At 72.0% G+C, this 23529-nt stretch carries 18 protein-coding genes; 14 read left to right on the forward strand and 4 right to left on the reverse strand.

Going from position 1 to position 23529, the window contains the following annotated elements; translation table 11 throughout:
• The first annotated feature begins 55 nt into the window (after positions 1 to 55).
• The 3 genes from ACFYOU_RS11070 (at position 56) to aroQ (ending at position 2950) form a co-directional block, all read left to right on the forward strand.
• Positions 56 to 1042, forward strand: coding sequence for a TerC family protein (locus ACFYOU_RS11070; RefSeq protein WP_385485390.1), 987 nt, complete (start codon positions 56 to 58; stop codon positions 1040 to 1042).
• A 223-nt stretch (positions 1043 to 1265) separates the two neighbouring features.
• On the forward strand, positions 1266 to 2375 hold the full coding sequence (locus tag ACFYOU_RS11075) for a calcium:proton antiporter (protein ID WP_391304805.1): 1110 nt from the start codon (positions 1266 to 1268) through the stop codon (positions 2373 to 2375).
• A gap of 92 nt (positions 2376 to 2467) precedes the next feature.
• Positions 2468 to 2950, forward strand: a complete 483-nt coding sequence (gene aroQ / locus ACFYOU_RS11080) for a type II 3-dehydroquinate dehydratase (protein WP_389761324.1) — start codon at positions 2468 to 2470, stop codon at positions 2948 to 2950.
• Positions 2951 to 2976: 26 nt separating this feature from the next.
• On the opposite strand, the gene ACFYOU_RS11085 is transcribed toward aroQ, so the two are convergent.
• On the reverse strand, positions 2977 to 3633 hold the full coding sequence (locus tag ACFYOU_RS11085) for an MBL fold metallo-hydrolase (protein ID WP_391304807.1): 657 nt from the start codon (positions 3631 to 3633) through the stop codon (positions 2977 to 2979).
• A gap of 100 nt (positions 3634 to 3733) precedes the next feature.
• Positions 3734 to 4420: a maleylpyruvate isomerase family mycothiol-dependent enzyme gene (locus ACFYOU_RS11090; RefSeq protein WP_391304808.1), complete on the reverse strand. Its 687-nt coding sequence runs from the start codon at positions 4418 to 4420 to the stop codon at positions 3734 to 3736.
• 230 nt (positions 4421 to 4650) lie between these two features.
• Between ACFYOU_RS11090 and uvrA the strand changes: the two genes are divergently transcribed.
• On the forward strand, positions 4651 to 7722 hold the full coding sequence (gene uvrA / locus ACFYOU_RS11095; RefSeq protein ID WP_391304810.1) for an excinuclease ABC subunit UvrA: 3072 nt from the start codon (positions 4651 to 4653) through the stop codon (positions 7720 to 7722).
• Between the two features lie 57 nt (positions 7723 to 7779).
• Here uvrA and ACFYOU_RS11100 read toward each other — a convergent pair whose 3' ends face one another.
• Positions 7780 to 8688 (reverse strand): PfkB family carbohydrate kinase, encoded by a 909-nt coding sequence (locus ACFYOU_RS11100; RefSeq protein WP_391304812.1) that lies wholly within the window; start codon positions 8686 to 8688, stop codon positions 7780 to 7782.
• Positions 8689 to 9027: 339 nt separating this feature from the next.
• Between ACFYOU_RS11100 and ACFYOU_RS11105 the strand changes: the two genes are divergently transcribed.
• Complete coding sequence (locus ACFYOU_RS11105) at positions 9028 to 9459, forward strand: Rieske 2Fe-2S domain-containing protein (protein WP_389761313.1); 432 nt, start codon at positions 9028 to 9030, stop codon at positions 9457 to 9459.
• Between the two features lie 58 nt (positions 9460 to 9517).
• Here ACFYOU_RS11105 and ACFYOU_RS11110 read toward each other — a convergent pair whose 3' ends face one another.
• Entirely contained in the window at positions 9518 to 10465 is a 948-nt protein-coding gene (locus ACFYOU_RS11110) for a hypothetical protein (protein WP_391304814.1), read from the reverse strand.
• A 229-nt stretch (positions 10466 to 10694) separates the two neighbouring features.
• Here ACFYOU_RS11110 and ACFYOU_RS11115 point away from each other — a divergent pair, with 229 nt between their 5' ends.
• From ACFYOU_RS11115 to ACFYOU_RS11155, 9 genes are all read left to right on the forward strand, one after another.
• Entirely contained in the window at positions 10695 to 11357 is a 663-nt protein-coding gene (locus ACFYOU_RS11115) for a papain-like cysteine protease family protein (RefSeq protein ID WP_391304816.1), read from the forward strand.
• Entirely contained in the window at positions 11354 to 12274 is a 921-nt protein-coding gene (locus ACFYOU_RS11120; protein WP_391304818.1) for a hypothetical protein, read from the forward strand. Before ACFYOU_RS11115 ends, ACFYOU_RS11120 begins: the two co-directional genes overlap by 4 nt.
• A gap of 246 nt (positions 12275 to 12520) precedes the next feature.
• The gene (gene uvrC / locus ACFYOU_RS11125) at positions 12521 to 14689 is read left to right on the forward strand and encodes an excinuclease ABC subunit UvrC (RefSeq protein WP_391304820.1); all 2169 of its coding nucleotides are present in this window, start codon (positions 12521 to 12523) and stop codon (positions 14687 to 14689) included.
• Entirely contained in the window at positions 14686 to 15732 is a 1047-nt protein-coding gene (gene rapZ, locus ACFYOU_RS11130) for an RNase adapter RapZ (RefSeq protein WP_389761290.1), read from the forward strand. The genes uvrC and rapZ overlap by 4 nt, the downstream gene beginning before the upstream one ends.
• Complete coding sequence (yvcK, locus tag ACFYOU_RS11135) at positions 15729 to 16781, forward strand: uridine diphosphate-N-acetylglucosamine-binding protein YvcK (protein WP_387002654.1); 1053 nt, start codon at positions 15729 to 15731, stop codon at positions 16779 to 16781. The genes rapZ and yvcK overlap by 4 nt, the downstream gene beginning before the upstream one ends.
• The gene (gene whiA / locus ACFYOU_RS11140) at positions 16772 to 17773 is read left to right on the forward strand and encodes a DNA-binding protein WhiA (protein ID WP_389761286.1); all 1002 of its coding nucleotides are present in this window, start codon (positions 16772 to 16774) and stop codon (positions 17771 to 17773) included. Before yvcK ends, whiA begins: the two co-directional genes overlap by 10 nt.
• Positions 17774 to 17946: 173 nt before the next feature.
• Positions 17947 to 20901 carry a M14 family zinc carboxypeptidase gene (locus tag ACFYOU_RS11145; RefSeq protein WP_391304821.1) on the forward strand — a complete coding sequence of 985 codons (2955 nt, stop codon included), beginning with the start codon at positions 17947 to 17949 and terminating at the stop codon, positions 20899 to 20901.
• Between the two features lie 237 nt (positions 20902 to 21138).
• Positions 21139 to 22149 carry a type I glyceraldehyde-3-phosphate dehydrogenase gene (gene gap / locus ACFYOU_RS11150; RefSeq protein WP_387002660.1) on the forward strand — a complete coding sequence of 337 codons (1011 nt, stop codon included), beginning with the start codon at positions 21139 to 21141 and terminating at the stop codon, positions 22147 to 22149.
• 162 nt (positions 22150 to 22311) lie between these two features.
• Positions 22312 to 23523, forward strand: a complete 1212-nt coding sequence (locus tag ACFYOU_RS11155; RefSeq protein WP_389761283.1) for a phosphoglycerate kinase — start codon at positions 22312 to 22314, stop codon at positions 23521 to 23523.
• Positions 23524 to 23529 lie beyond the last annotated feature (6 nt).

Genomic DNA, 23529 nt, shown 5'->3' on the forward strand with positions numbered 1-23529 from the left:
GACCTCCGGCAGCGGACGACGCTGGAACCTGCCGTTACGTACTGCCGGAGGCGCAGTGGATGTTTCCATGACCCTATGGGTCCTCACCATCGTGGGCTTGTGTGTCCTGATCGGGGCCGACTTCTTCATCGGTCGCAAGCCGCACGACGTGTCCATCAAGGAAGCCGGCATCTGGACGATCGTCTGGATCGTGCTGGCCGCCCTGTTCGGCATCGGCCTCTGGATCTGGGGCGGTGCCACCCCCGCCGGTGAGTTCTTCGCCGGATACATCACCGAGAAGTCGCTGAGCGTCGACAACCTCTTCGTCTTCGTCCTGATCATGGCGAAGTTCGCGGTTCCGACCCAGTACCAGCAGCGCGTGCTGCTGATCGGCGTGCTCATCGCCCTGGTGCTCCGGGCGATCTTCATCGCGGCCGGTGCCGCGATCATCGCCAACTTCTCCTGGGTCTTCTACATCTTCGGTGCCTTCCTCATCTACACCGCCTGGAAGCTGATCCAGGAGGCGCGTGCCGACGAGGACGACGAGGACTGGGACGAGAACCGCCTCCTCAAGGCCGCCGAGAAGCGTTTCGGCGTGGCGAGCGAGTACCACGGCACCAAGCTCTGGATCGTCGAGAACGGCAAGAAGATCATGACCCCGATGCTGGTGGTCATGCTGGCCATCGGCACCACGGACATCCTCTTCGCCCTGGACTCCATCCCCGCGATCTTCGGCCTGACCCAGGACCCGTACATCGTCTTCACGGCCAACGCGTTCGCCCTGATGGGTCTGCGCCAGCTGTACTTCCTCATCGGTGGTCTCCTCAAGAAGCTGGTCCACCTCAGCTACGGCCTCTCGGTCATCCTCGGCTTCATCGGCATCAAGCTCGTGCTGCACGCGCTGCACGAGAGCGGTGTCAACGTTCCGGAGATCTCCATCCCGGTCTCGCTGGGCGTGATCTGTGCGGTGCTCGTCATCACGACGATCACCAGCCTCATGGCCTCCAAGAAGAAGGCCCGCGAAGAGGCCGAAGCCGCCGAGCACCAGGGCGTCGACCTCTGATCCCCGCTTGACCCCGCCGGCCGGTGGGCCCCGCCCACCGGCCGCACCCGGCCCGGTCCCCCCGGACCGGGACCCGCACGCGAGCGACGGCCGCCGACCCTCAGGGTCGGCGGCCGTCGGCCGTTGCGCCGCGCCCCCGCACCCCGACGGCGCGCTTCTCCCGGCTGCGCATGGGTGTTGACCCGTCTGGAACCCTTTGGTGCGTGATCGTACGATCAGACACATGATCGTTCGGCTTCGAGAACTCGCATCCCGTTGGACCGAGGCGGTGCCAGTCCTCGCAGTGCTGCTCCTCGCCGTCACCTGGGGGCGCGACCTGGCCGGCGTCTGGGTCGGCCTGGTCACCCTGGTCCTGGCCCTGGCCGTGCTCGCCGCCGTGCACCACGCCGAGGTCGTCGCCCACCGGGTCGGCGAACCCCTCGGCTCCCTGGTGCTGGCGGTCGCCGTGACGATCATCGAAGTCGCGCTGATCGTCACCCTGATGCTGGACGGCGGCGACAAGAGCGCGACGCTCGCCCGCGACACCGTCTTCGCCGCCGTCATGATCACGTGCAACGGCATCATGGGCCTGAGCCTCCTCGCCGCCTCGCTGCGCCACCGGGTCGCCGTCTTCAATCCCGAGGGCACCGGCGCCGCCCTGGCCACCGTGGCCACCATCGCCACCCTCAGCCTGGTCCTGCCGACCTTCACCACCAGCAAGCCGGGCCCCGAGTTCTCCACCTCGCAGCTCACCTTCGCCGCCCTGGCGTCCCTGGTCCTGTACGGACTGTTCGTCGCGACCCAGACCGTGCGCCACCGGTCGTACTTCCTGCCGATCAACCGCAGCGGCGAGGTCATCGACGCGGCCTCCGCGGACGACACCGCCGAGCGGCCGAGCAACCGTGCCGCCTACACCAGCCTGACCATGCTCACCCTGGCCCTGGTGGGGGTCGTGGGGCTCGCCAAGGGGGTCTCGCCGACCATCGAGTCCGGCGTCGAAGCGGCCGGGATGCCGCACGCCGTGGTCGGTGTGATCATCGCCCTGCTCGTCCTGCTGCCCGAGACGATCGCCGCACTGCGCGCCGCCCGCCGCGACCGGGTGCAGATCAGCCTCAATCTGGCCCTCGGTTCGGCCATGGCCAGTATCGGGCTGACCATCCCGGCCGTGGCCGTCGCCTCCATCTGGCTGTCCGGCCCGCTGGTGCTCGGACTGAGCGCCACCCACATGGTGCTGCTCGCGCTCACGGTCGTGGTCGGCACCCTCACCGTGGTGCCCGGCCGGGCCACCCCGCTCCAGGGCGGGGTGCACCTGGTGCTGCTCGCCGCGTACCTGGTGCTCGCCGTGAACCCCTGACCCACCCGGCCCCGTCCCGGCGACCGGGCGGGGCGTGCGCGGGCGCGTGATAGACCTCCCCTGACGTGCCGCACCGACCCGGAGGCCCCGCGATGACCCGTCCCGCCCGCTCCCTCGCCACTGCGCCGATCATGGTCCTGAACGGTCCCAACCTGAACCTGTTGGGACTGCGTCAGCCCGATGTCTACGGCCACGCCACGCTCGCGGACGTGGAGGCGCTGTGCACGCGGACCGCCGCGGCCCACGGGGGCACGGTCGACTTCCGGCAGTCCAACCACGAGGGGGAGCTGGTGGACTGGATCCACGAGGCGCGCCTCGACCACCTCGGCGTGGTCATCAACCCCGCCGCGTACTCCCACACCTCCGTCGCGCTGCTCGACGCGCTCAACGCCTGCGACGGGCTGCCCGTGGTGGAGGTCCACATCTCGAACGTCCACCGGCGCGAGGCGTTCCGGCACCACTCCTACGTGTCGCAGCGCGCCGACGGGGTCATCGCGGGCTGCGGCATCCAGGGGTACGCGTTCGGCGTCGAGCGGGTGGTGGCCCTGGCCGTCGAGCGGGCGGCGGCCGGCTGACCGGTCCCGACCGCCCCGCCCGGGGCTCACCAGCCGCGGGCCCGCCACTCGGGGAGCTGGGGACGCTCGGCGCCCAGGGTGGTGTCCCTGCCGTGGCCCGGGTAGACCCAGGTCTCGTCGGGCAGCACGTCGAAGACCTTGGTCTCCACGTCGTTCAGCAGGTGGGTGAAGGCGACGGGGTCCTTGCGGGTGTTGCCGACGCCCCCGGGGAAGAGGCAGTCGCCGGTGAAGACGTGCGGGGGGCCGTGCGGGTCGTCGTAGACCAGGGCGATCGATCCGGGGGTGTGGCCCCTCAGATGGACGGCGCGCAACTCCACCCTGCCGACCCGCAGGGTGTCCCCGTCGGCGACCGGGACGTCCGTCGGGACGGGGATGCCCTCGGCGTCGTACCGGCCCGCGTAGGTGCGGGCGCCGGTCGCGGCGACGACCTCGGCGAGGGCCTGCCAGTGGTCCGCGTGCCGGTGGGTGGTGACGACGGACTCGATGCCGTCCGCACCGATCAGGGTGAGCAGGGTCCGGGCGTCGTTCGCGGCGTCGACCAGCAACTGTGCGTCGGTCGCCCGGCACCGCAGCAGATAGGCGTTGTTCTCCATCGGGCCGACGGCGACCTTGGAGATCATCAGGTCCTGCAACTCGTGCACGTCCGCGGGCCCGCCGACCTTCACCACTCCGCTGTACGTCATGGGGCCAGCCTACTCAGCGGGGGGCGCCCGGGGGCCGGGTCCGGGGTTCCCGGGGCGGGGGCGGAACCCGGCGTTGGACCGGTCCCGCCCCCGCGCGGCGTCACAGGGGCGGCAGGGCGGGCAGCGGGCCCCCGGTGACGGTGAGCGTCGACCCGTCGCGGCGTCCGGCGAGCCAGCCGAGGAGGTCCGGCTGCCGGCCGGTGACGGTGAGCGGGGTCCCGCCGCGGCTCCCGGTGGGGACCACCCGTCCGTCGTCCTGCCTGATCAGTACGGCCGGAACCCCGTCCAGACCACGGAACCGCTCCGCCAGGAAGAGGATCTCCTGCTGGACGAACGTGGGGGACAGGTCCTCCAACTCGTAACCGACGTCCAGGTCGACGTGATGGAGCTCGACCTCCACCAGACGACGGAAGGGGATGCGCGACGCCGTGTCCCGGACCCCGCCCCGCAGTTCCACCGTGCGGGACCAGTCCGCCGGGATCTGGGCGGCCGTCCACAGGCGTTCCGCGCTCTCGCGGACGTCCTTGGCCTGGGTGTCCAGGTCGCGGTGGGCGTCCCGTTCGATGTCGTTGGTCCGTGCGTCGGCACTGCTGTACATGGGGTGACCGGCGAGCACGTTCACGAGGGCGTCGGCATTGCGGGCCAGGTGGGCGAGGAGGTGGCCCCGCGTCCAGCCCGGCAGCCGTGACGGTCCGGCGAGCGAGGCGTTGTCCATGGGGGCGACCGCACCGAGGAGCCGTTCGGTCGCGTCACGTACAGCTGTCAGATCGCGTACATGATCATTCATGCCCACGACGATAGCCCCGCCACACGTTCGGGTGAAGGCGGCGTCCCACAGACGGAAATCGAATGCACGTGCTATAAGGTCGGATCCGGCATCGTGCATGCTTGATAGTCGGGACCGTGTTCCAGACGTCCCGCCCAGCAGAACCGCTCATCGCTGACGGCGGCCCCTCACAGTCCGGGAGGACGGGGGCCCCGCCCCTGTAGCTCCACTCAAGAAAGGTGCGGACCGGCGTGGCCGACCGTCTCATCGTCCGAGGTGCCCGCGAGCACAATCTGAAGAACGTCTCGCTCGACCTGCCGCGTGACTCGCTCATCGTCTTCACGGGGCTGTCCGGGTCGGGCAAGTCGTCGCTCGCCTTCGACACGATCTTCGCCGAGGGGCAGCGGCGTTACGTGGAGTCGCTGTCCTCGTACGCCCGGCAGTTCCTCGGCCAGATGGACAAGCCCGACGTCGACTTCATCGAGGGCCTGTCCCCGGCCGTCTCCATCGACCAGAAGTCCACCTCGCGCAACCCGCGCTCCACCGTGGGCACGATCACCGAGGTCTACGACTACCTGCGGCTGCTGTTCGCCCGGATCGGCAAGCCGCACTGCCCCGAGTGCGGCCGTCCCATCTCCCGGCAGTCGCCGCAGGCCATCGTGGACAAGGTCCTGGAACTGCCCGAGGGCAGCCGCTTCCAGGTGCTGTCGCCGCTGGTGCGCGAGCGCAAGGGCGAGTTCGTGGACCTCTTCGCCGACCTCCAGACCAAGGGCTACAGCCGCGCCCGGGTCGACGGCGAGACGATCCAGCTCTCGGAGCCGCCCGCGCTGAAGAAGCAGGAGAAGCACACCATCGAGGTGGTCGTCGACCGCCTCACCGTGAAGGACAGCGCCAAGCGGCGGCTGACCGACTCCGTGGAGACCGCGCTCGGCCTGTCCGGCGGCATGGTCGTCCTCGACTTCGTGGACCTCCCCGAGGACGACCCCGAGCGCGAGCGCATGTACTCGGAGCACCTCTACTGCCCCTACGACGACCTCTCGTTCGAGGAGCTGGAGCCGCGCTCGTTCTCGTTCAACTCGCCGTTCGGCGCCTGCCCGGACTGCACGGGCATCGGCACCCGCATGGAGGTCGACCCGGAGCTGATCGTCCCGGACGAGGACAAGTCCCTGGACGAGGGGGCGATCCACCCCTGGTCCCACGGCGCCACCAAGGACTACTTCAGCCGGTTGATCGGAGCCCTCGCGGACGCCCTGGGCTTCCGGACCGACATCCCCTGGGCGGGGCTGCCGCAGCGGGCCAAGAAGGCCCTCCTGCACGGTCACCGCACCCAGATCGAGGTCCGCTACCGCAACCGCTACGGCCGCGAGCGGGTCTACACGACCGCCTTCGAGGGCGCCGTGCAGTTCGTCAAGCGGCGGCACAGCGAGGCCGAGAGCGACACCAGCCGCGAGCGCTTCGAGGGCTACATGCGCGAGGTGCCCTGCCCCACCTGCGAGGGCACCCGGCTGAAGCCGATCGTGCTGGCCGTCACGGTGATGGAGAAGTCGATCGCCGAGGTCGCCGCCATGTCCATCAGCGACTGCGCGGACTTCCTGGGCCGGCTGAAGCTGAACGCGCGCGACAAGAAGATCGCCGAACGCGTGCTCAAGGAGGTCAACGAGCGGCTGCGGTTCCTGGTGGACGTCGGCCTCGACTACCTGTCGCTGAACCGCGCGGCGGGCACCCTGTCCGGCGGCGAGGCCCAGCGCATCCGACTGGCCACCCAGATCGGCTCGGGCCTGGTGGGCGTGCTGTACGTCCTGGACGAGCCGTCGATCGGCCTCCACCAGCGGGACAACCACCGGCTGATCGAGACCCTGGTCCGGCTGCGCGACATGGGCAACACCCTGATCGTGGTGGAGCACGACGAGGACACCATCAAGGTCGCCGACTGGGTCGTCGACATCGGCCCCGGCGCGGGCGAGCACGGCGGCGAGGTGGTCCACAGCGGCACCATGGCCGAACTGCTGGCCAACGAGAAGTCGATCACCGGTGCGTACCTCTCCGGGCAGCGGTCCATCCCGCTGCCCGAGATCCGCCGTCCCCTCGACCCCTCCCGACGGCTCACCGTGCACGGCGCCCGTGAGAACAACCTGCGGGACATCGACGTGTCCTTCCCGCTGGGCGTCCTCACCGCCGTCACCGGGGTCTCCGGTTCCGGCAAGTCGACCCTGGTCAACGACATCCTCTACACCCACCTGGCGCGCGAGCTGAACGGCGCCCGGAGCGTGCCCGGACGCCACACCCGGGTGGACGGCGACGACCTCGTCGACAAGGTGGTCCACGTCGACCAGTCGCCGATCGGCCGCACCCCCCGGTCCAACCCGGCGACCTACACCGGCGTCTTCGACCACGTGCGCAAGCTGTTCGCCGAGACCACCGAGGCGAAGGTGCGGGGCTACCTCCCGGGCCGGTTCTCGTTCAACGTCAAGGGCGGGCGCTGCGAGAACTGCTCCGGCGACGGCACCATCAAGATCGAGATGAACTTCCTGCCGGACGTCTACGTCCCCTGCGAGGTCTGCCACGGCGCCCGCTACAACCGGGAGACGCTCGACGTCCACTACAAGGGCAAGTCCATCGCCGAGGTGCTGGACATGCCGATCGAGGAGGCGCTCGACTTCTTCGAGGCGGTCCCCGGCATCGCCCGCCACCTCAAGACCCTGCACGAGGTGGGGCTCGGGTACGTCCGCCTCGGACAGCCCGCGCCGACGCTCTCGGGCGGCGAGGCCCAGCGGGTGAAGCTCGCGAGCGAGTTGCAGAAGCGCTCCACGGGCCGCACGGTCTACGTCCTGGACGAGCCGACCACGGGCCTGCACTTCGAGGACATCAGCAAGCTGATCACGGTGCTGTCCGGGCTGGTGGACAAGGGCAACACGGTGATCGTGATCGAGCACAACCTCGATGTGATCAAGACGGCGGACTGGGTCGTGGACATGGGTCCCGAGGGCGGCAACGGCGGCGGTCTGGTCGTCGCCGAGGGCACGCCCGAGGAGATCGCGGCGGTCCCGACCAGCCACACCGGCAAGTTCCTCCAGGACATCCTGGGCGCCGACCGGGTCGGTGCCGCAGTGCTCCCCCCGGCGCGCAAGCGCAAGACGGCGGCCAAGGCCACCACCGCCAAGGCGACCCCGAGCAAGACGGCCGCCAGCAAGACCGCGGCGACGAAGAAGGCCGTGACGAAGAAGGCCGCGGGCAAGACGGCGACGAGCAAGACCGCCGCGAGCAAGTCAGCGGCGACCAAGAAGGCCGCGTCGCCCCGGAGCACCCGGGCCGGCAAGGCGTAGCCGGGCGGTGAACCGTCCCTCGGGGTCCCCACCGTTGCGGTGCGGACCCCGAGGCGTTCAGGGGGCCAGTTCGCCGGCCCGTGGGGACCGGGCGCCCCGGTGGGCACAGGTGGCCGCCGCCGCCCGGGCCGCGAAGCCCAGGACGTCCGTCCAGACGGGCCGCGGCAGCGCGGCCAGCGCCGCGGCGGACAGCGCCCCGTGCGCGGTCAGCCGGTGGAGCAGCGCCGCGGTGACGGTGTCGCCCGCGCCGATCGTGTCCACCACCCGCACCGGTACGGCCGGAACCGTGAGTTCGCCGGCCTCCCGGGTGTACACGGACAGCCCCTCCGCCCCCCGGGTCAGCACCACCGCCGCGGGGCCCGCCGCCAACCACTCCCGCGGGGTGCCGCCCAGCCACTGCGCGTCCTCGACCGAGAGTTTCAGCAGGTCCACCGAGGGCAGCCAGGACCGGAACCGCGCCCGGTGGCCCTCGGCGTCCGGGACGAGGGCGGGGCGGACGTTCGGGTCCAGGACGGTCAGGACGCCCGGACCGGCGCACCCGTGCAGCACCTCCTCGTAGGCGCTGGCCCCCGGCTCCAGGACGAGCGAGCAGGTGCCGAAGGACACCGCCCGCGTCCCTTCGGGCAGCCCTCCGGGCGCGGTGAAGAGCCGGTCGGCGGTGCCGTCCACGTAGAACGCGTACCCGGCGGAACCGTCCCTGCCCACCGTGGCCAGGGCCAGCGTCGTCGGCTCCGGCCCCCGCTGGACGTGCGAGACGTCCACGTCCGCCCCGCGCAACCCGTCGAGCAGGGCCCGACCGTAGCCGTCGGTGCTCAGCCGGGACAGGAACGCGGTGGGGGAGCCGAGCCGCCCCAGGGCCACCGCGGTGTTGTACGGGCCGCCGCCGGGCCGGGGGCTCAGCGGGGCCAGCGGCCCCTCCCGCTCCGGCACCAGGTCGATCAGGGCCTCTCCGGCGACGACGATCACGTGCGGGTCCCTTCTACGGTTCCGGTCGGGCCCGGGAGCGCCCGTCGGGACGGCCCGGTCGCCCGACCGAGGGGGCGGCCACGCGGCCACGGGACCGCGGCACGTCCCGCACCGCAGCGTACGCGGACGGCGGGCCGCCCCTGCTGCCCCGGCACCGGGAGGCACCCCCGCCCCGGCACCGGCCGCCCCTGCTGGCGGGGGCCGCTGACGACCCTGCCGCCCCCGGCCACGGCGTCCGCGCCACCCCCGCCCGGTCGCCCCGGCCGCGGCCGGTAGGGTCGTCAGCGGCCCCCGGGGCCAGCCGGACTCCGTTGACCTGCACGAACACATGGAGACGTCATGCCTGCCCACGCGACACCGAGCCGCCGCACCCTGCTCCAAGGGGCGGCCGCCGTTCCGGTGGTCGGACTCGGTCTCACCGGCTGCTCCACCGAGGGGAACCCCCGGGCCGCCAGTGCGACCCCCACGGCTCCGGTGGAGCTGGGTCCCGAGGGCGAGGTGGCGAAGGGCACCACCAAGCTGTTCAAGGAGCAGAAGGTGGTCGTCACCCGGGCCGAGGACGGCGGCCTCACCGCCTTCGGCAGCGTGTGCACCCACGCCGGGTGCCCCATGAACAAGCTGGAGGGGACGACCCTGATCTGCTCCTGCCACGGCAGCCGCTTCGACGCCACCACCGGCGAGGTGCTGGAACGCCCCGCGACCGTGCCGCTGCCCGCGGTGCCGGTCCGGGTCGAGGGTGGCCGACTGGTCGCCGGCCCCGCCGACGCCTGAGCACCCCGCGGCGAGCACCGGGCCTGAGCACCCCGGGCCGGGGCACGGCCGGGCCCGGTCAGCCCCAGTCCCAGGTGATCCCCAACAGTCCCGCCCGCACCTGCGGTTCCACGAAGTGCACCGAACGGTGGCGCCCGCTCAACAACAGCTCCCGGCGCCCGCAGCGCGGTGCCGCCGCGGAGTTCTGGGTGAACCGGTGGCAGCGCACCGGCAGCGCCTCCTCCGCGAAGCTCACCTGGAGCAGGTACTGCCCCCCGGCGAAGCTGAAGCCGCGCACGTACTCCTGCGAGGTGCCCGCCGTGCCGTCCTCGAAGGCGTACCGGAACAGATGGGTGTCACCGCCCCGCAGCACAGTGTCGAACAGGAACTCCGCCACCAGCACCCCCGTCCCGCCGTGCCAACGCACCCGGCCGGTCCGGCAGTTCTCCAGCGCCCGGACGACGACCCGGTCGGGGGCGCAGCCGGGGTCACCGTGGTGGATGGCCACGTACCGGTCGACCCCGTCCTTGTGCGCGCGCACGATCTGGTGCGACTCGCGGCCCGACAGTTCGCGGCGGGGGCCGATGTGCACCCGCTCGTGGTGCCCGACCGTGTGCAGTCCGCCGTCGAGCGGCGACTCCAACTCCCCGAGGAGTCGTTCCAACACGTCCGAGGCCTCCACCAGGGAACGGTACGTGCGCGCCGCGGGGCGCCCGGAGCCCTTGGTGCCCTCGGGCTGGGCGAGGAGCCGGATCAGGGACTCCTCGGGCAGGTGCAGCACCTCCTCCAGGGCACGGACCGCCCGGAGCGACTCCGCGCGCTGCGGCCGCCGGGCGCCCTGCTGCCAGTAGCTCAGACTCGTCACCCCGACGTGCACGCCGAGCCGGGCCAGATGGTGCTGCACCCGCTGGAGGGAGAGGCTGCGCGCGGCGATCGCGGCCCGCAGGGCGGTGTGGAAGGGACCTGCCTTCAACGCCGTTTCGAGGTCCTCGGCGGGAGCCTGTGCCGGAGGTGTGCCGTGCCGCATCCAGGGGCCCTTCTGTGAATGTCCACAACGGCCCGACCGGTCGCCGGTACCGGTGCCGGGGCTGACCTGGCCGTCCTCCCCGACGCGTTCACACGGGTGCGCCCCCGTTCACGGACCCGTGTGCCCCCGCATTGAAGCGTGTTGACCTGCACTGGACAACACCTGATGCTCAACCCCAGCGTCCGGACGCGCTCCTCCGCTCACCCATCCCCCCAGTGGGAGGAACGCGATGCGCAAGAGAAACCCTCATACCACCCCACCGCGACGGTCAGCACTGCTCGCGGTGACCGTCGCCGCCGCGGCCCTGGCGGCACTCACCGCGCCCGTCGCCCAGGCGGCGCCGCCCACCACGCCGACCGCTGCCGCGGCGGCCGCCGACGGCCGGGCCGCTCCCGGTGACGTCTCGGCCCTCGCCACCAAGCGGCTGGACATCACCATGCAGGCCCAGCAGAAGACCAACTGGTGCTGGGCCGCCGCCGGCAACACGATCGCCGCCTGGTACGGCCGCTCGTACTCGCAGAACCAGTTCTGCAACGCCGCCTTCGGCCGCTCGCAGAGCTCCCAGTGCCCCAACTCCCAGGCCACCCTGGGCGATGTGCAGACCGGGCTGCGCTGGACCGGCGTCAACCCCGGCTCGTACGTCAACGGCTGGCTGCGCTACCCGACGCTCCAGACCGAGATCAACGCCAACCGGCCCGTGGAGACCCGCATCCAGTGGTCCTCCGGCGGCGGCCACATGCACGTCCTGTACGGCTACGACGACTCGGGCAGCTGGGTCTACTGGGGTGACCCCTGGCCGAGCAGCCAGCGCTACAGCTGGGCCTCCCACAGCTGGTACGTCAACAACTCCACCTTCAGCTGGACCCACTCCCTCTACCGGATCGGGGCGTGAGACCGGTGCGATCCACCACACGACACCAGAGCGCCGCCCGGACCCTGCCCCGTGCCGCCCTCACCCTCGGCGCGGCGACGCTGCTGACCGTCCTCGCCGCCCCCGCGGCCACCGCCGACGCACCCCCGGCCACCGACAAGGCGGCCAGCGCGGCGGCCGACAAGGCGGCCAGCAGCGCCGGCACGCTCGACGCCCTCACCCGGTTCTTCGCCCAGGACCGCGGCCAGACCCGTCCGCCCGGCGCCCCCGAGGCGCGGGGAGCCGCCGCGGCCGAACCGCGCGTCGAGGACGGTGCGGTGCCGGTGCACCACCTGTCCCCCGACTTCGTCGCGGGCAAGCCCGGCGCCCCGGTCGCCGTCCCGGTGTTCCACGCCAGCCGGGCGGTCGCCGCGGACGGCCGCACCGCCTCCCTGTGGACGGCCCGGCACGAGGGCCGCTGGCAGGTCGTGAACATCGCGACCGGCGACGAGGAGACCCGGTACGCGGCCCTGGGCGAACGGAAGCTGCCCGGCGGAACCGTCTTCCAGGAGCCCCAGATCGGCGCCTGGTACGTCCAGCGGGGCGAGCGCGTGGTGCCCCTCGACGGCGAGGCGCGCCGCGCGGTGGGCGCCGACGGCGCGACCCTCGCCGAGTACCGCACGCACGTGCGCAGCGCCTACGGCGACAAGCTGCGCGGTTCGGGCTACGCGAAGTCCGGCAAGGCGGGCGGGTACGGGCCGGCCGAGGCCGCCCGGGGCGCCGAAGGGGCGCACGGACCGGCCGCCCACGACACGCCCGCGACCCGGGCGGCCGAGCCGGACGGCGCCCTGAGCGTGCCGGTGGCGGTCGGCGCCGGCGCGGCCGGCGTGGGCCTGCTCGCCCTGCTGCTGTGGGCCGGCACCGCCCTGCGCCGCTGGGCCGGGCACCCGGGCAGCTGAACCACCCGGGGCCGCACCGCCGTGCGGCCCCGGGCCCGCCCCGGGCGCCCGCCGCCCGGGGCACCGCGCCCCCGGCCCCCGGCGTCCTCGCGGGACCACTCACCCCGCGAGCGCACCGGGTCGGGCCCCTGGGCCCGGGGCAGCCGGGCGCGGCACGGACGACCCCGTGTCGCGCCCGGCCCGCGCACCCGTCGACCGCCCTGGTCCGCGGCACGATCGTCAGTGCCCGCCAGTAGGGTGTGAGACATGGCAGACCCCTCCAGCTACCGCCCCAAGCCGGGACAGATCCCCGACTCGCCGGGGGTCTACAAGTTCCGCGACGAACACCGTCGGGTGATCTACGTCGGCAAGGCGAAGAGCCTGCGCCAGCGCCTCGCGAACTACTTCCAGGACGTCGCGGGCATGCACCCGCGCACCCGGACGATGGTCACCACGGCCGCCTCCGTGGAGTGGACGGTCGTGTCCACGGAGGTCGAGGCGCTCCAGTTGGAGTACTCCTGGATCAAGGAGTTCGACCCCCGGTTCAACGTCAAGTACCGCGACGACAAGAGCTACCCGTACCTCGCGGTCACGATGAACGAGGAGTTCCCCCGGGTCCAGGTGATGCGCGGCCACAAACGCAAGGGCGTGCGCTACTTCGGCCCCTACGGGCACGCCTGGGCCATCCGCGACACCGTCGACCTGCTGCTACGCGTCTTCCCCGTGCGGACCTGTTCGGCGGGCGTCTTCAAGAACGCCGCCCGCACCGGCCGCCCCTGCCTCCTCGGCTACATCGGCAAGTGCTCCGCGCCCTGCGTCGGCCGGGTCACCCCCGAGGAGCACCGCGAACTCGCCGACGAGTTCTGCGACTTCATGGCCGGCCGCACCGGCACCTACATCCGCCGGCTGGAAGAGCGGATGCAGGAGGCGGCCGAGGAGATGGAGTACGAGCGGGCCGCCCGGCTGCGCGACGACGTCCAGGCGCTGCGCACGGCGATGGAGAAGAGCGCCGTCGTCCTCGCCGACGCCACCGACGCCGATCTGATCGCGCTGGCCGAGGACGAGTTGGAAGCGGCCGTGCAGATCTTCCACGTGCGCGGCGGCCGGGTGCGCGGTCAGCGCGGTTGGATCACCGACAAGGTCGAGGCCGTCACCACGGGTGACCTGGTGGAACACGCCCTCCAGCAGCTCTACGGCGAGGAGAGCGGCGACGCGGTGCCCAGGGAGGTGCTGGTCCCCGCGCTCCCCGAGCCGGCCGAGCCCGTCCAGGAGTGGTTGACCGGTCGCCGCGGCGCCGGCGTGTCCCTGCGGGTGCCCCAGCGCGGCGACAAGAAGGCGCTGATGGAGACCGTCGCCCGCAACGCCCAGCAGTCCCTCGTCCTGCACAAGACGAAGCGCGCCTCCGACCTCACCACGCGCTCCCGGGCCCTGGAGGAGATCGCCACCGCCCTCGAACTGGACAGCGCCCCGCTGCGGATCGAGTGTTACGACGTCTCCCATCTCCAGGGCGACGACGTGGTCGCGTCCATGGTCGTCTTCGAAGACGGGCTCGCCCGCAAGAGCGAGTACCGCCGGTTCCAGATCAAGGGCCGCGCCGGTGACACCCAGCTCTGGCACGGCCGGGGGCAGGACGACGTCCGCTCGATGCACGAGGTGATCACCCGCCGCTTCAAGCGCTACCTGGCCGAGAAGGAGCGCACGGGCGAGTGGGCCACCGAGGAATCCGCGCCCCCCGAGGCCCTCCCCGCAGGCCCGACGGCCGACGCCCCGGACGCAGCGGCCACCCCGGCCGTCCCGGCCACCGCGGACGCAGCCGCGCCCGACGTGCTGCGCGCCGACGGCACGCCCGACACCCCGACCGGTCCGACCGACGACAACGGCCGGCCCCGGCGGTTCGCCTACCCGCCGCAGCTCGTCGTGGTCGACGGCGGACAGCCCCAGGTCAACGCCGCCCAGCGGGCCCTGGACGAGCTGGGCATCGACGACATCGCCGTGTGCGGACTGGCCAAGCGCCTCGAAGAGGTGTGGGTGCCGGGCGAGGACGACCCGGTGGTCCTGCCGCGCACCAGCGAGGGCCTGTACCTGCTCCAACGGGTCAGGGACGAGGCCCACCGCTTCGCGATCACCTACCAGCGGGCCAAACGCGCCAAACGTTTCCGGGCGAGCCCCCTCGACGACGTCTCCGGCCTGGGGGAGACCCGCAAGCAGGCCCTCATCAAGCACTTCGGTTCGGTCAAGAGGCTCCGGTCCGCGACAATCGACGAGATCTGCGAGGTGCCCGGCATAGGTCGCAAGACGGCCGAGTCCATCGCCGCCGCCTTCGCCGGGGCGGCACCGGCCGCACCCGCCGTGAACACGGCGACCGGAGAGATCATTGAAGACGAGGAGCCCGTATCCGCGGGCACCTCGGAGAACCGACGGGGGCAGGAACCATGACGAACCAGGATGCACACGACGCGCACGACACGCGCGATACGGGCGCCGCGGCCGGGTCGGACACCCCGGTCGGGGCCACCGCACGGGACGAGGACGGACACGGTGCACATACGGAACCGGACAGCGACGGAGCACAGGCGGGTGCGGGCATGACGATCGATGCCGCGGGAGTCCCCGAGGCGGCCATCCCCGAACTGGTGATCATCTCAGGGATGTCCGGGGCGGGTCGTTCCACGGCCGCGAAGTGCCTGGAGGACCTCGGCTGGTTCGTGGTCGACAACCTGCCGCCCGCCCTGATCCCCACCATGGTCGAGCTGGGCGCCCGCTCCCAGGGCAACGTCGCCCGGATCGCGGTCGTCGTGGACGTCCGGGGCCGCCGCTTCTTCGACAACCTCCGCGAGTCCCTCGCCGACCTGGCGGCCAAGCACGTCACCCGGCGCATCGTCTTCCTGGAGTCCTCCGACGACGCCCTGGTCCGCCGCTTCGAAGGGGTGCGCCGCCCGCACCCGCTCCAGGGCGACGGCCGGATCGTCGACGGCATCGCCGCCGAACGCGAACTCCTGCGCGAGCTGCGCGGCGACGCCGACCTGGTGATCGACACCTCCAGCCTCAACGTCCACGAACTGCGGGCCAAGATGGACGCCCAGTTCGCGGGCGAGGAGGAGCCGGAACTGCGGGCCACGGTCATGTCGTTCGGGTTCAAGTACGGGCTGCCGGTCGACGCCGACCTCGTCGTGGACATGCGCTTCCTGCCCAACCCGCACTGGGTGCCCGAGCTGCGCCCCTTCAGCGGGCTCAACGAGGAGGTCGCGGCCTACGTCTTCAACCAGCCCGGGGCCAAGGAGTTCCTCGACCGGTACGCCGAACTGCTCCGCCTGATCGCCGCGGGTTACCGCCGCGAGGGCAAGCGGTACGTCACCATCGCCGTCGGCTGTACCGGCGGCAAGCACCGGTCCGTCGCGATGTCGGAGAAGCTCGCCGCGCGGTTGGCGGCCGAGGGCGTCGAGACCGTCGTCGTGCACCGGGACATGGGTCGCGAATGACCGCGCGTTCACTCCGGCTGCGCCGTGCCGGCCGTTCCACCCCCCTCCGTCCGGGTGAAAAGCCGGTACGGGTCCGTCGGCGCGGTGCGCAGCCCAAGGTGGTCGCCCTCGGCGGGGGCATGGGACTGTCCGCGTCCCTGGCCGGTCTGCGTCGCATCACCGGCGATCTGACCGCCGTCGTCACCGTCGCCGACGACGGTGGTTCCAGTGGGCGGCTGCGCGATGAACTGGGCGTGCTACCCCCCGGTGACCTGCGTAAAGCCCTGGCGGCGCTGTGCGGTGACGACGACTGGGGCCAGACCTGGGCCCGGGTCATCCAGCACCGTTTCCACTCGGCCGGCGAGATGCACGGCCACGCCGTCGGCAACCTGCTGATCGTGGCGCTGTGGGAGCAGCTCGGCGATCACGTGCTCGCCCTGGACCTGGTCGGCAAACTGCTGGGCGCGCACGGCCGGGTGCTGCCCATGTCGGCGGTGCCGCTGGAGCTGGAAGCCCTGGTCAGGGGCCATGACCCGGAGCGTCCCGAGGACGTGGACACGGTCCGCGGGCAGGCCACCGTGGCCCTCACCCCCGGTGAGGTCCAGTCGGTCCACCTGGTCCCCAACGACCCGCCGGCCGTGCCGGAGGCGGTGGGAGCCGTCCTGGACGCCGACTGGGTGGTGCTGGGGCCGGGCTCCTGGTTCTCCTCGGTCATCCCCCACCTGCTGGTTCCCGAGTTGCGGGACGCGCTCACCGAGACCAAGGCCCGCCGGGTGCTCGCCCTGAACATCGCTCCGCAACCCGGCGAAACCGAGGGCTTCTCTCCGCAACGTCATTTGGAGGTTTTGGGACGACACGCCCCTAAACTCGCCCTGGACGTGGTGCTCGCCGACGAGGCGGCCGTGCCCGACCGCGAGTCACTCGCCGAAGCCGCACTGGGGTTCGGTGCCGCGGTCGAGCTGGCCCCGGTGGCCCGGACCGACGGCAGCCCGAGGCACGATCCGGAGCTGTTGGCCGCCGCGTACGACCGTATTTTTCGGATGCATGGAAGGATCGGCCCATGGCGATGACGGCAGCGGTGAAGGACGAGATCTCCCGGCTCCCCGTCACCCGGACCTGCTGCAGAAAGGCGGAGGTCTCGTCGATCCTGCGGTTCGCGGGCGGGCTGCACCTGGTCAGCGGACGCATCGTGATCGAGGCGGAGCTGGACACGGGGATCGCGGCCCGCCGGCTGAAGCGGGACATCCTGGAGATCTTCGGCCACAGTTCCGAACTGATCGTGATGGCTCCCGGCGGTCTGCGCCGCGGCTCCCGCTTCGTGGTCCGCGTGGTGGCGGGCGGCGACCAGCTCGCGCGCCAGACGGGTCTGGTGGACGGCCGGGGCCGTCCCATCCGGGGGCTGCCGCCGCAGGTGGTCTCGGGGGCCACCTGCGATGCGGAGGCGGCCTGGCGCGGGGCGTTCCTCGCACACGGCTCGCTCACCGAGCCGGGGCGTTCCTCCTCGCTGGAGGTCACCTGCCCGGGACCCGAGGCCGCGCTCGCCCTGGTCGGGGCGGCCCGCCGCCTCCAGATCGCCGCGAAGGCCCGTGAGGTGCGCGGGGTGGACCGGGTCGTCGTCCGGGACGGGGACGCGATCGGGGCCCTGCTGACCAGGCTGGGCGCGCACGAGTCGGTCCTCGCCTGGGAGGAGCGGCGGATGCGGCGCGAGGTGCGGGCCACCGCGAACCGGCTCGCCAACTTCGACGACGCGAACCTGCGCCGCTCGGCGCGGGCGGCCGTGGCCGCGGGCGCACGGGTCCAGCGGGCCCTGGAGATCCTCGGCGAGGAGGTGCCCGAGCACCTCGCCGCGGCCGGCCGGCTGCGGATGGAGCACAAGCAGGCGTCGCTGGAGGAGCTGGGGGCGCTCGCCGATCCGCCGCTGACCAAGGACGCGGTGGCCGGGCGGATCCGCCGACTGCTGGCGATGGCCGACAAGCGCGCCAGTGACCTGGGCATTCCCGGCACCGAGTCCAACCTGACGGAGGACCTGGCCGACAGCCTGGCCGACAACTTGGTCGGCTAGCGCTTCCGGCCCCGGGCAGCGTCCCCCAGGGGGCGTGGACGGTCGTTCACCCGACCGTCCACGCCCCCTGGGCGTTTCCGGCGCGGGGGCGACCCAGGCGCCCTATTGACATGATCATGAAGTCCCAAGAGCCTTGCGCCCACACCAGAGCAGGACCACCGCAAGGGGGACTGATGAGACGAAGAGCGAGAGCGATCCTCGCGACGGGCGCACTGATCCTCGGCGGCGCCACCGCCGCGCCCCTCGCCCAGGCCGGACCGCGGGCCGCCGCGCCCGCCGTCGAGGCCGCGGACGCCGTCAAGGTGTTCGAGGCCGACGTCACCCAGGAGCAGATACCCCTGCTCCTGAAGGCCGGGCAGGACGCGCACGAACTCTCCGAGCGGGCACCCGCCCGGGGAACCGCGCGCGTGGAGCTGTACCTCACCGACGTCCAGGCCCGGAAGCTGGAGCGCCAGGGCGTGGACGTCACCGAGCGGAAGGTGTCCGCCGCCACCGAGAAGCGGGTCGCCGCCGCGGGCGAAGGGGTCTTCCGCCCCTACGGCGGAGCGGGCGGGCTGAAGGAGGAGATCGTCCGCACCGGACAGGCGCACCCGGACCTGACCAAGGTCGTCTCGATCGGGAAGTCCCTGAACGGACAGGACATCCTCGCGGTCAAGGTCAGCAAGGGCGCCCGCACCACCAAGGACGGCGCCAAACCCGCCACGCTCTACCTGTCGAACCAGCACGCCCGGGAGTGGATCACCCCGGAGATGACCCGGCGGCTGCTGCACCACTACCTCGACCGCTACGAGACCGACCGCCGGATCAAGAAGATCGTGGACACCACCGAACTGTGGTTCGTCCTGTCCGCCAACCCCGACGGGTACGACTTCACCCACGCCGCCGACGGCCAGCGGCAGTGGCGCAAGAACCTGCGGGACGTCAACGGCGACGGCAGGACCTCCGCGGGCGACGGCGTCGACCTCAACCGCAACTTCGCCTACAAGTGGGGCTACGACGACGAGGGTTCGTCGCCCGCGCCCTCCTCGGAGACCTACCGCGGCGCCGGCCCCATGTCCGAACCCGAGACCCAGGTCCTCGACCGCTTCCAGAAGCGCATCGGCTTCGAGTACGGCATCAACTACCACTCCGCCGCCGAGCTGATCCTCTACGGCGTCGGCTGGCAGGTCGCCACCGACACGCCCGACGACGTGCTCTACAAGGCCCTCGCCGGCACCCCCGAGAAGCCGGCGGTCCCCGGCTACCGCCCCCAGGTGTCCTCCGAGCTGTACACCACCAACGGCGAGGCCGACGGGCACGCCGGCAACGTCAACGGCATCGCGATGTTCACCCCCGAGATGTCCACCTGCCAGACGGTGTCCGCGCGGTACCCCGACGACCCGTGGAACGCCCGGGACTGCGCCTCCGTGTTCACCTTCCCGGACGACGAGAAGCTGATCCAGGAGGAGTTCACGGCCAACGTGCCGTTCGCCCTCGCCGTCGCCGAGACGGCGGCCCACCCGGACCGCCCCGTGTCGGTGACCGGCATCGAGGCCCCGGACTTCACCCCCGCGGCCTTCGACACGTCCCTCGCCCGCGGCGGCGACCAGGAGGTCGCCGTCACCGCCCGCAAGTCGGTCCGGGACAAGGAGCTGAAGTACCGGATCAACGGCGGACGCGTGCACGACGAGGACCTGCGCCGCTGGAAGGGCGGCGAGACCTTCGGCGGCGAGGACAACCTGTACTTCGACGAGTACCGCGCCGAGGTCGAGGACGCCCGCCCCGGTGACCGGGTCGAGGTGTGGTTCACCGGCCGCACCCAGGCGGGCCGGGTCTCCAGCGAACCGTTCGCGTACACCGTCGCCGAACGTCCGAAGTCCTCGGTCCTGGTGCTCGCCGAGGAGGGCGCCACCGCCCAGCAGACGGCCGCCTACGTGGCCGCGCTCAAGGCGAACGGCAAGGACGCGACCGTCTGGGACGTCGCCACACGGGGCGCGCCGCACGCCCTGGGGGTCCTGGCCCACTTCCCGGTCGTCGTCCACTACACGGGCGCCCAGGTGCCCTCAGGGGCCACTCAGCTCGCCCTGCGGGCCTACCTCAACGAGGGCGGCAAGCTGGTCGAGGCCGGAGAGCGGGCGGGCGGCAACGTCCGACTGGGCCGCGCCGTCTCGAACGACTTCGCGCAGTACTACCTCGGCGCGTACGAGCGGCTGGCCGCCCCGGGCGTCACCTCCTTCGCCGGAGAGGGCCGGCTCGCCGGGGCCGGCGCGGGGCTCGGCGACGCCCCCGGCAACCCGCTGGACGCGGCGGGCCGCTACCTCGTCACCTCCGACGCGCTTCCCGCCGACCGCTTCCCGCAGTTCCGCAGCGGCTCCGGGGGCGGCTACCCCGGGCTCACCAACCCGTACGCGCCGCACACCGGGCAGGGCATGGCCTCCGCCGTTCACGCCGACAACGACTGGAAGCGGCTGACCCGCACGGTCGACCTCACCCAGGTCACCGCCGCCGACGCGCCCGCCCTGCAACTGGCGCTGAACTGGAACGTCGAGGACGGCTACGACCACGTCCTGCTGGAGGCGCACACCGTCGGCGCCGGGGACTGGACCACGCTCCCCGACCGCAACGGCGCCAGCTCCCGGGCCGTGCCCACCGAGTGCGAGGCCGGGTACTTCCTCAACGGCCACCCGTTCCTCCGCCACTACCTGGAGCGGGGGACCGGCCCCTGCACGGGCGGCGGCAGCACCGGCGAGTGGAACAGCTTCACCGGCTCCTCCGCCGGCTGGAAGCAGGTGGCCTTCGACCTGAGCGCCTACGCGGGCAAGAAGGTCGAACTCTCCCTCTCCTACGTCACCGACCCGGGCAGCGGCGAACGGGGCGTCTTCGCCGACCAGGCCCAGCTCCTCGTCGGCGGCCAGGTGCGGGACACCGAGGGCTTCGAGACCTCCCTCGGCACGTGGGGCGTGGGCCAGTCCCCGGTCGGCAGTCCCACCGTCACCGGCGACTGGGCCCGCACCGGCGAGCTCTACCGTTCGCACGCCTCCGTCACCGCGCGTGACAGCGTGCTCCTCGGCTTCGGCTTCGAGCACGTGCCGGACGCCGCCGACCGCGCCCGGCTGATGGGTCGCGCCCTGGCCGCCCTGCGGCGCTGAGCCGCACCGGCCGGACGGTGTCCGGGGCGCCCCCACCGGCCCCGGACACCGCCCGCCGGGCACCCCCGGGAGGTCCACGGGCCCGCACCACGACGGTGCGGGCCCGTGCCGCGTTGTGTTAAGGGCAGCTCGATGTCACCCCGGACGGCCCGGGGAGGTAGGGTCGGAGGCGGTCGGGGACATCCCATACAACTCGCCGGGCGTCGAAACCCGGCGCTCCAACGAGGAGATCGGTTCGTGACGATCCGCGTAGGCATCAACGGCTTTGGCCGCATCGGTCGTAACTACTTCCGCGCGCTGCTGGAGCAGGGTGCAGACATCGAGATCGTGGCTGTCAACGACCTGGGTGACACCGCGACCACTGCTCACTTGCTGAAATACGACACCATCCTGGGCCGTCTGAAGGCCGAGGTGTCGCACACCGCCGACACGATCACCGTCGGTGACCACACCATCAAGGTGCTGTCCGAGCGCAACCCCTCCGACATCCCCTGGGGCGAGCTCGGCGTCGACATCGTCATCGAGTCGACCGGCATCTTCACCAAGAAGGCCGACGCCGCCAAGCACATCGCCGGCGGCGCCAAGAAGGTCCTCATCTCGGCTCCGGCCAGCGACGAGGACATCACGGTCGTGATGGGCGTCAACCAGGACCAGTACGACCCGGCGCAGCACCACGTCATCTCCAACGCCTCCTGCACCACCAACTGTGTGGCGCCGATGGCGAAGGTCCTCGACGAGAACTTCGGCATCGTCAAGGGCCTGATGACGACGGTCCACGCGTACACGAACGACCAGCGCATCCTGGACTTCCCGCACAAGGACCTGCGCCGCGCCCGCGCCGCCGCCGAGAACATCATCCCGACGACGACCGGCGCCGCCAAGGCCACCGCCCTGGTGCTGCCGCAGCTCAAGGGCAAGCTGGACGGCATCGCCATGCGCGTCCCGGTCCCCACCGGCTCCGCCACCGACCTGGTCGTCACGCTCCAGCGCGAGACCACCAAGGACGAGGTCAACGCCGCGTTCAAGAAGGCGTCCGAGGACGGCTCCCTCCGGGGCATCCTGGCGTACACCGAGGACCCGATCGTGTCCTCCGACATCGTCAGCGACCCGGCGTCCTGCATCTTCGACTCCTCCCTGACCATGGTCCAGGAGGGCAACACGGTGAAGATCCTCGGCTGGTACGACAACGAGTGGGGCTACTCCAACCGCCTGGTGGACCTGACGGTCTTCGTCGGCGAGCAGCTCTGACCCGTACCCGCTACGGCAGGCACCCTCATGTGAAGGACAGGGCTCGGGCGGCGCGAAGGGGCGCCGTCCGGGCCCTGTCACGTGCGCACCGCTCTGCGGGAGCCCCCTGCGACTCCCGCAGCTCCTCGCCACCGCCCCGCGAGCCTTCCTAGGAGCCACTGAATGAAGACGATCGACGAACTCCTCGCCGAGGGTGTCGAAAACCAGCGGGTCTTCGTCCGCGCCGACCTCAACGTGCCGCTCGCCGACGGCGTCATCACGGACGACGGCCGCATCCGCGCGGTCCTGCCCACCGTGCGGGCCCTCGCCGAAGCGGGCGCCAAGGTCGTCGTCGCCTCCCACCTGGGCCGTCCCAAGGGCGCCCCGGACCCGGCGTTCTCGCTGCTGCCCGCCGCCGAACGCCTCGGCGAGCTGCTGGGCGCCCCCGTCGCCTTCGCCCAGGACACCGTCGGGCCCGCCGCCCACGGCGCCGTCGACGGCCTCCAGCCCGGCCAGGTCGCCGTCCTGGAGAACCTGCGCTTCAACCCCGGCGAGACCTCCAAGGACGACGCCGAGCGCGCGGAGTTCGCCGACCGTCTCGCCGCCCTCGCCGACGTGTACGTGGGCGACGGCTTCGGCGCGGTGCACCGCCGCCACGCCTCGGTGTACGACCTCCCGGCCCGGCTGCCGCACTACGCCGGCTACCTCATCGCCACCGAGGTCGGCGTCCTCAAGAAGCTCACCGAGGACGTGCAGCGCCCCTACGCCGTCGTCCTCGGCGGGGCCAAGGTCTCCGACAAGCTCGGGGTGATCGACCACCTGCTGGAGCGGGCCGACCGCATCATCATCGGCGGCGGCATGGTCTACACCTTCCTCAAGGCCCAGGGCCACGAGGTCGGCAACTCGCTGCTCCAGGAGGACCAGGTCCCGGTCGTCCAGGACTACCTCAAGCGGGCCGCCGAGCGCGGTGTGGAGTTCGTGCTCCCGGTGGACGTCCTGGCCGCCACCTCGTTCCCCGACCTGAAGACCAAGGCCCCCGCCCACCCCGTCACGGTCGCCGCGGACGCCATTCCCGCGGACCAGCAGGGCCTGGACATCGGCCCGAAGACGGGTGAGCTGTACGCGGCGAAGCTCGCCGACGCGGCCACCATCTTCTGGAACGGCCCCATGGGTGTCTTCGAGCACCCCGACTACGCCGAGGGCACCACCGCGGTCGCCCAGGCCCTGCTCGACTCCTCGGCCTTCACGGTCGTCGGCGGTGGCGACTCCGCCGCGGCCGTACGCATCCTGGGCTTCGACGAGCAGGCATTCGGACACATCTCGACCGGTGGCGGCGCCTCCCTCGAATACCTCGAGGGCAAGACGCTCCCCGGCCTCGCCGCACTGGAGAACTGAACCTTC

It is taken from the genome of Streptomyces sp. NPDC005955 (assembly GCF_042871255.1).
GTDB lineage: Bacteria > Actinomycetota > Actinomycetes > Streptomycetales > Streptomycetaceae > Streptomyces.

Bases quoted from the DNA above. Each gene is read 5' to 3' on its own strand.
- ACFYOU_RS11075 (WP_391304805.1), top strand. From the start codon at position 1,266: ATGATCGTTCGGCTTCGAGAACTCGCATCCCGTTGGACCGAGGCGGTG.
- aroQ (WP_389761324.1), top strand. From the start codon at position 2,468: ATGACCCGTCCCGCCCGCTCCCTCGCCACTGCGCCGATCATGGTCCTG.
- ACFYOU_RS11085 (WP_391304807.1), bottom strand. From the start codon at position 3,633: ATGACGTACAGCGGAGTGGTGAAGGTCGGCGGGCCCGCGGACGTGCAC.
- ACFYOU_RS11090 (WP_391304808.1), bottom strand. From the start codon at position 4,420: ATGAATGATCATGTACGCGATCTGACAGCTGTACGTGACGCGACCGAA.
- ACFYOU_RS11105 (WP_389761313.1), top strand. From the start codon at position 9,028: ATGCCTGCCCACGCGACACCGAGCCGCCGCACCCTGCTCCAAGGGGCG.
- ACFYOU_RS11110 (WP_391304814.1), bottom strand. From the start codon at position 10,465: ATGCGGCACGGCACACCTCCGGCACAGGCTCCCGCCGAGGACCTCGAA.
- ACFYOU_RS11115 (WP_391304816.1), top strand. From the start codon at position 10,695: ATGCGCAAGAGAAACCCTCATACCACCCCACCGCGACGGTCAGCACTG.
- uvrC (WP_391304820.1), top strand. From the start codon at position 12,521: ATGGCAGACCCCTCCAGCTACCGCCCCAAGCCGGGACAGATCCCCGAC.
- rapZ (WP_389761290.1), top strand. From the start codon at position 14,686: ATGACGAACCAGGATGCACACGACGCGCACGACACGCGCGATACGGGC.
- yvcK (WP_387002654.1), top strand. From the start codon at position 15,729: ATGACCGCGCGTTCACTCCGGCTGCGCCGTGCCGGCCGTTCCACCCCC.
- whiA (WP_389761286.1), top strand. From the start codon at position 16,772: ATGGCGATGACGGCAGCGGTGAAGGACGAGATCTCCCGGCTCCCCGTC.
- ACFYOU_RS11145 (WP_391304821.1), top strand. From the start codon at position 17,947: ATGAGACGAAGAGCGAGAGCGATCCTCGCGACGGGCGCACTGATCCTC.
- ACFYOU_RS11155 (WP_389761283.1), top strand. From the start codon at position 22,312: ATGAAGACGATCGACGAACTCCTCGCCGAGGGTGTCGAAAACCAGCGG.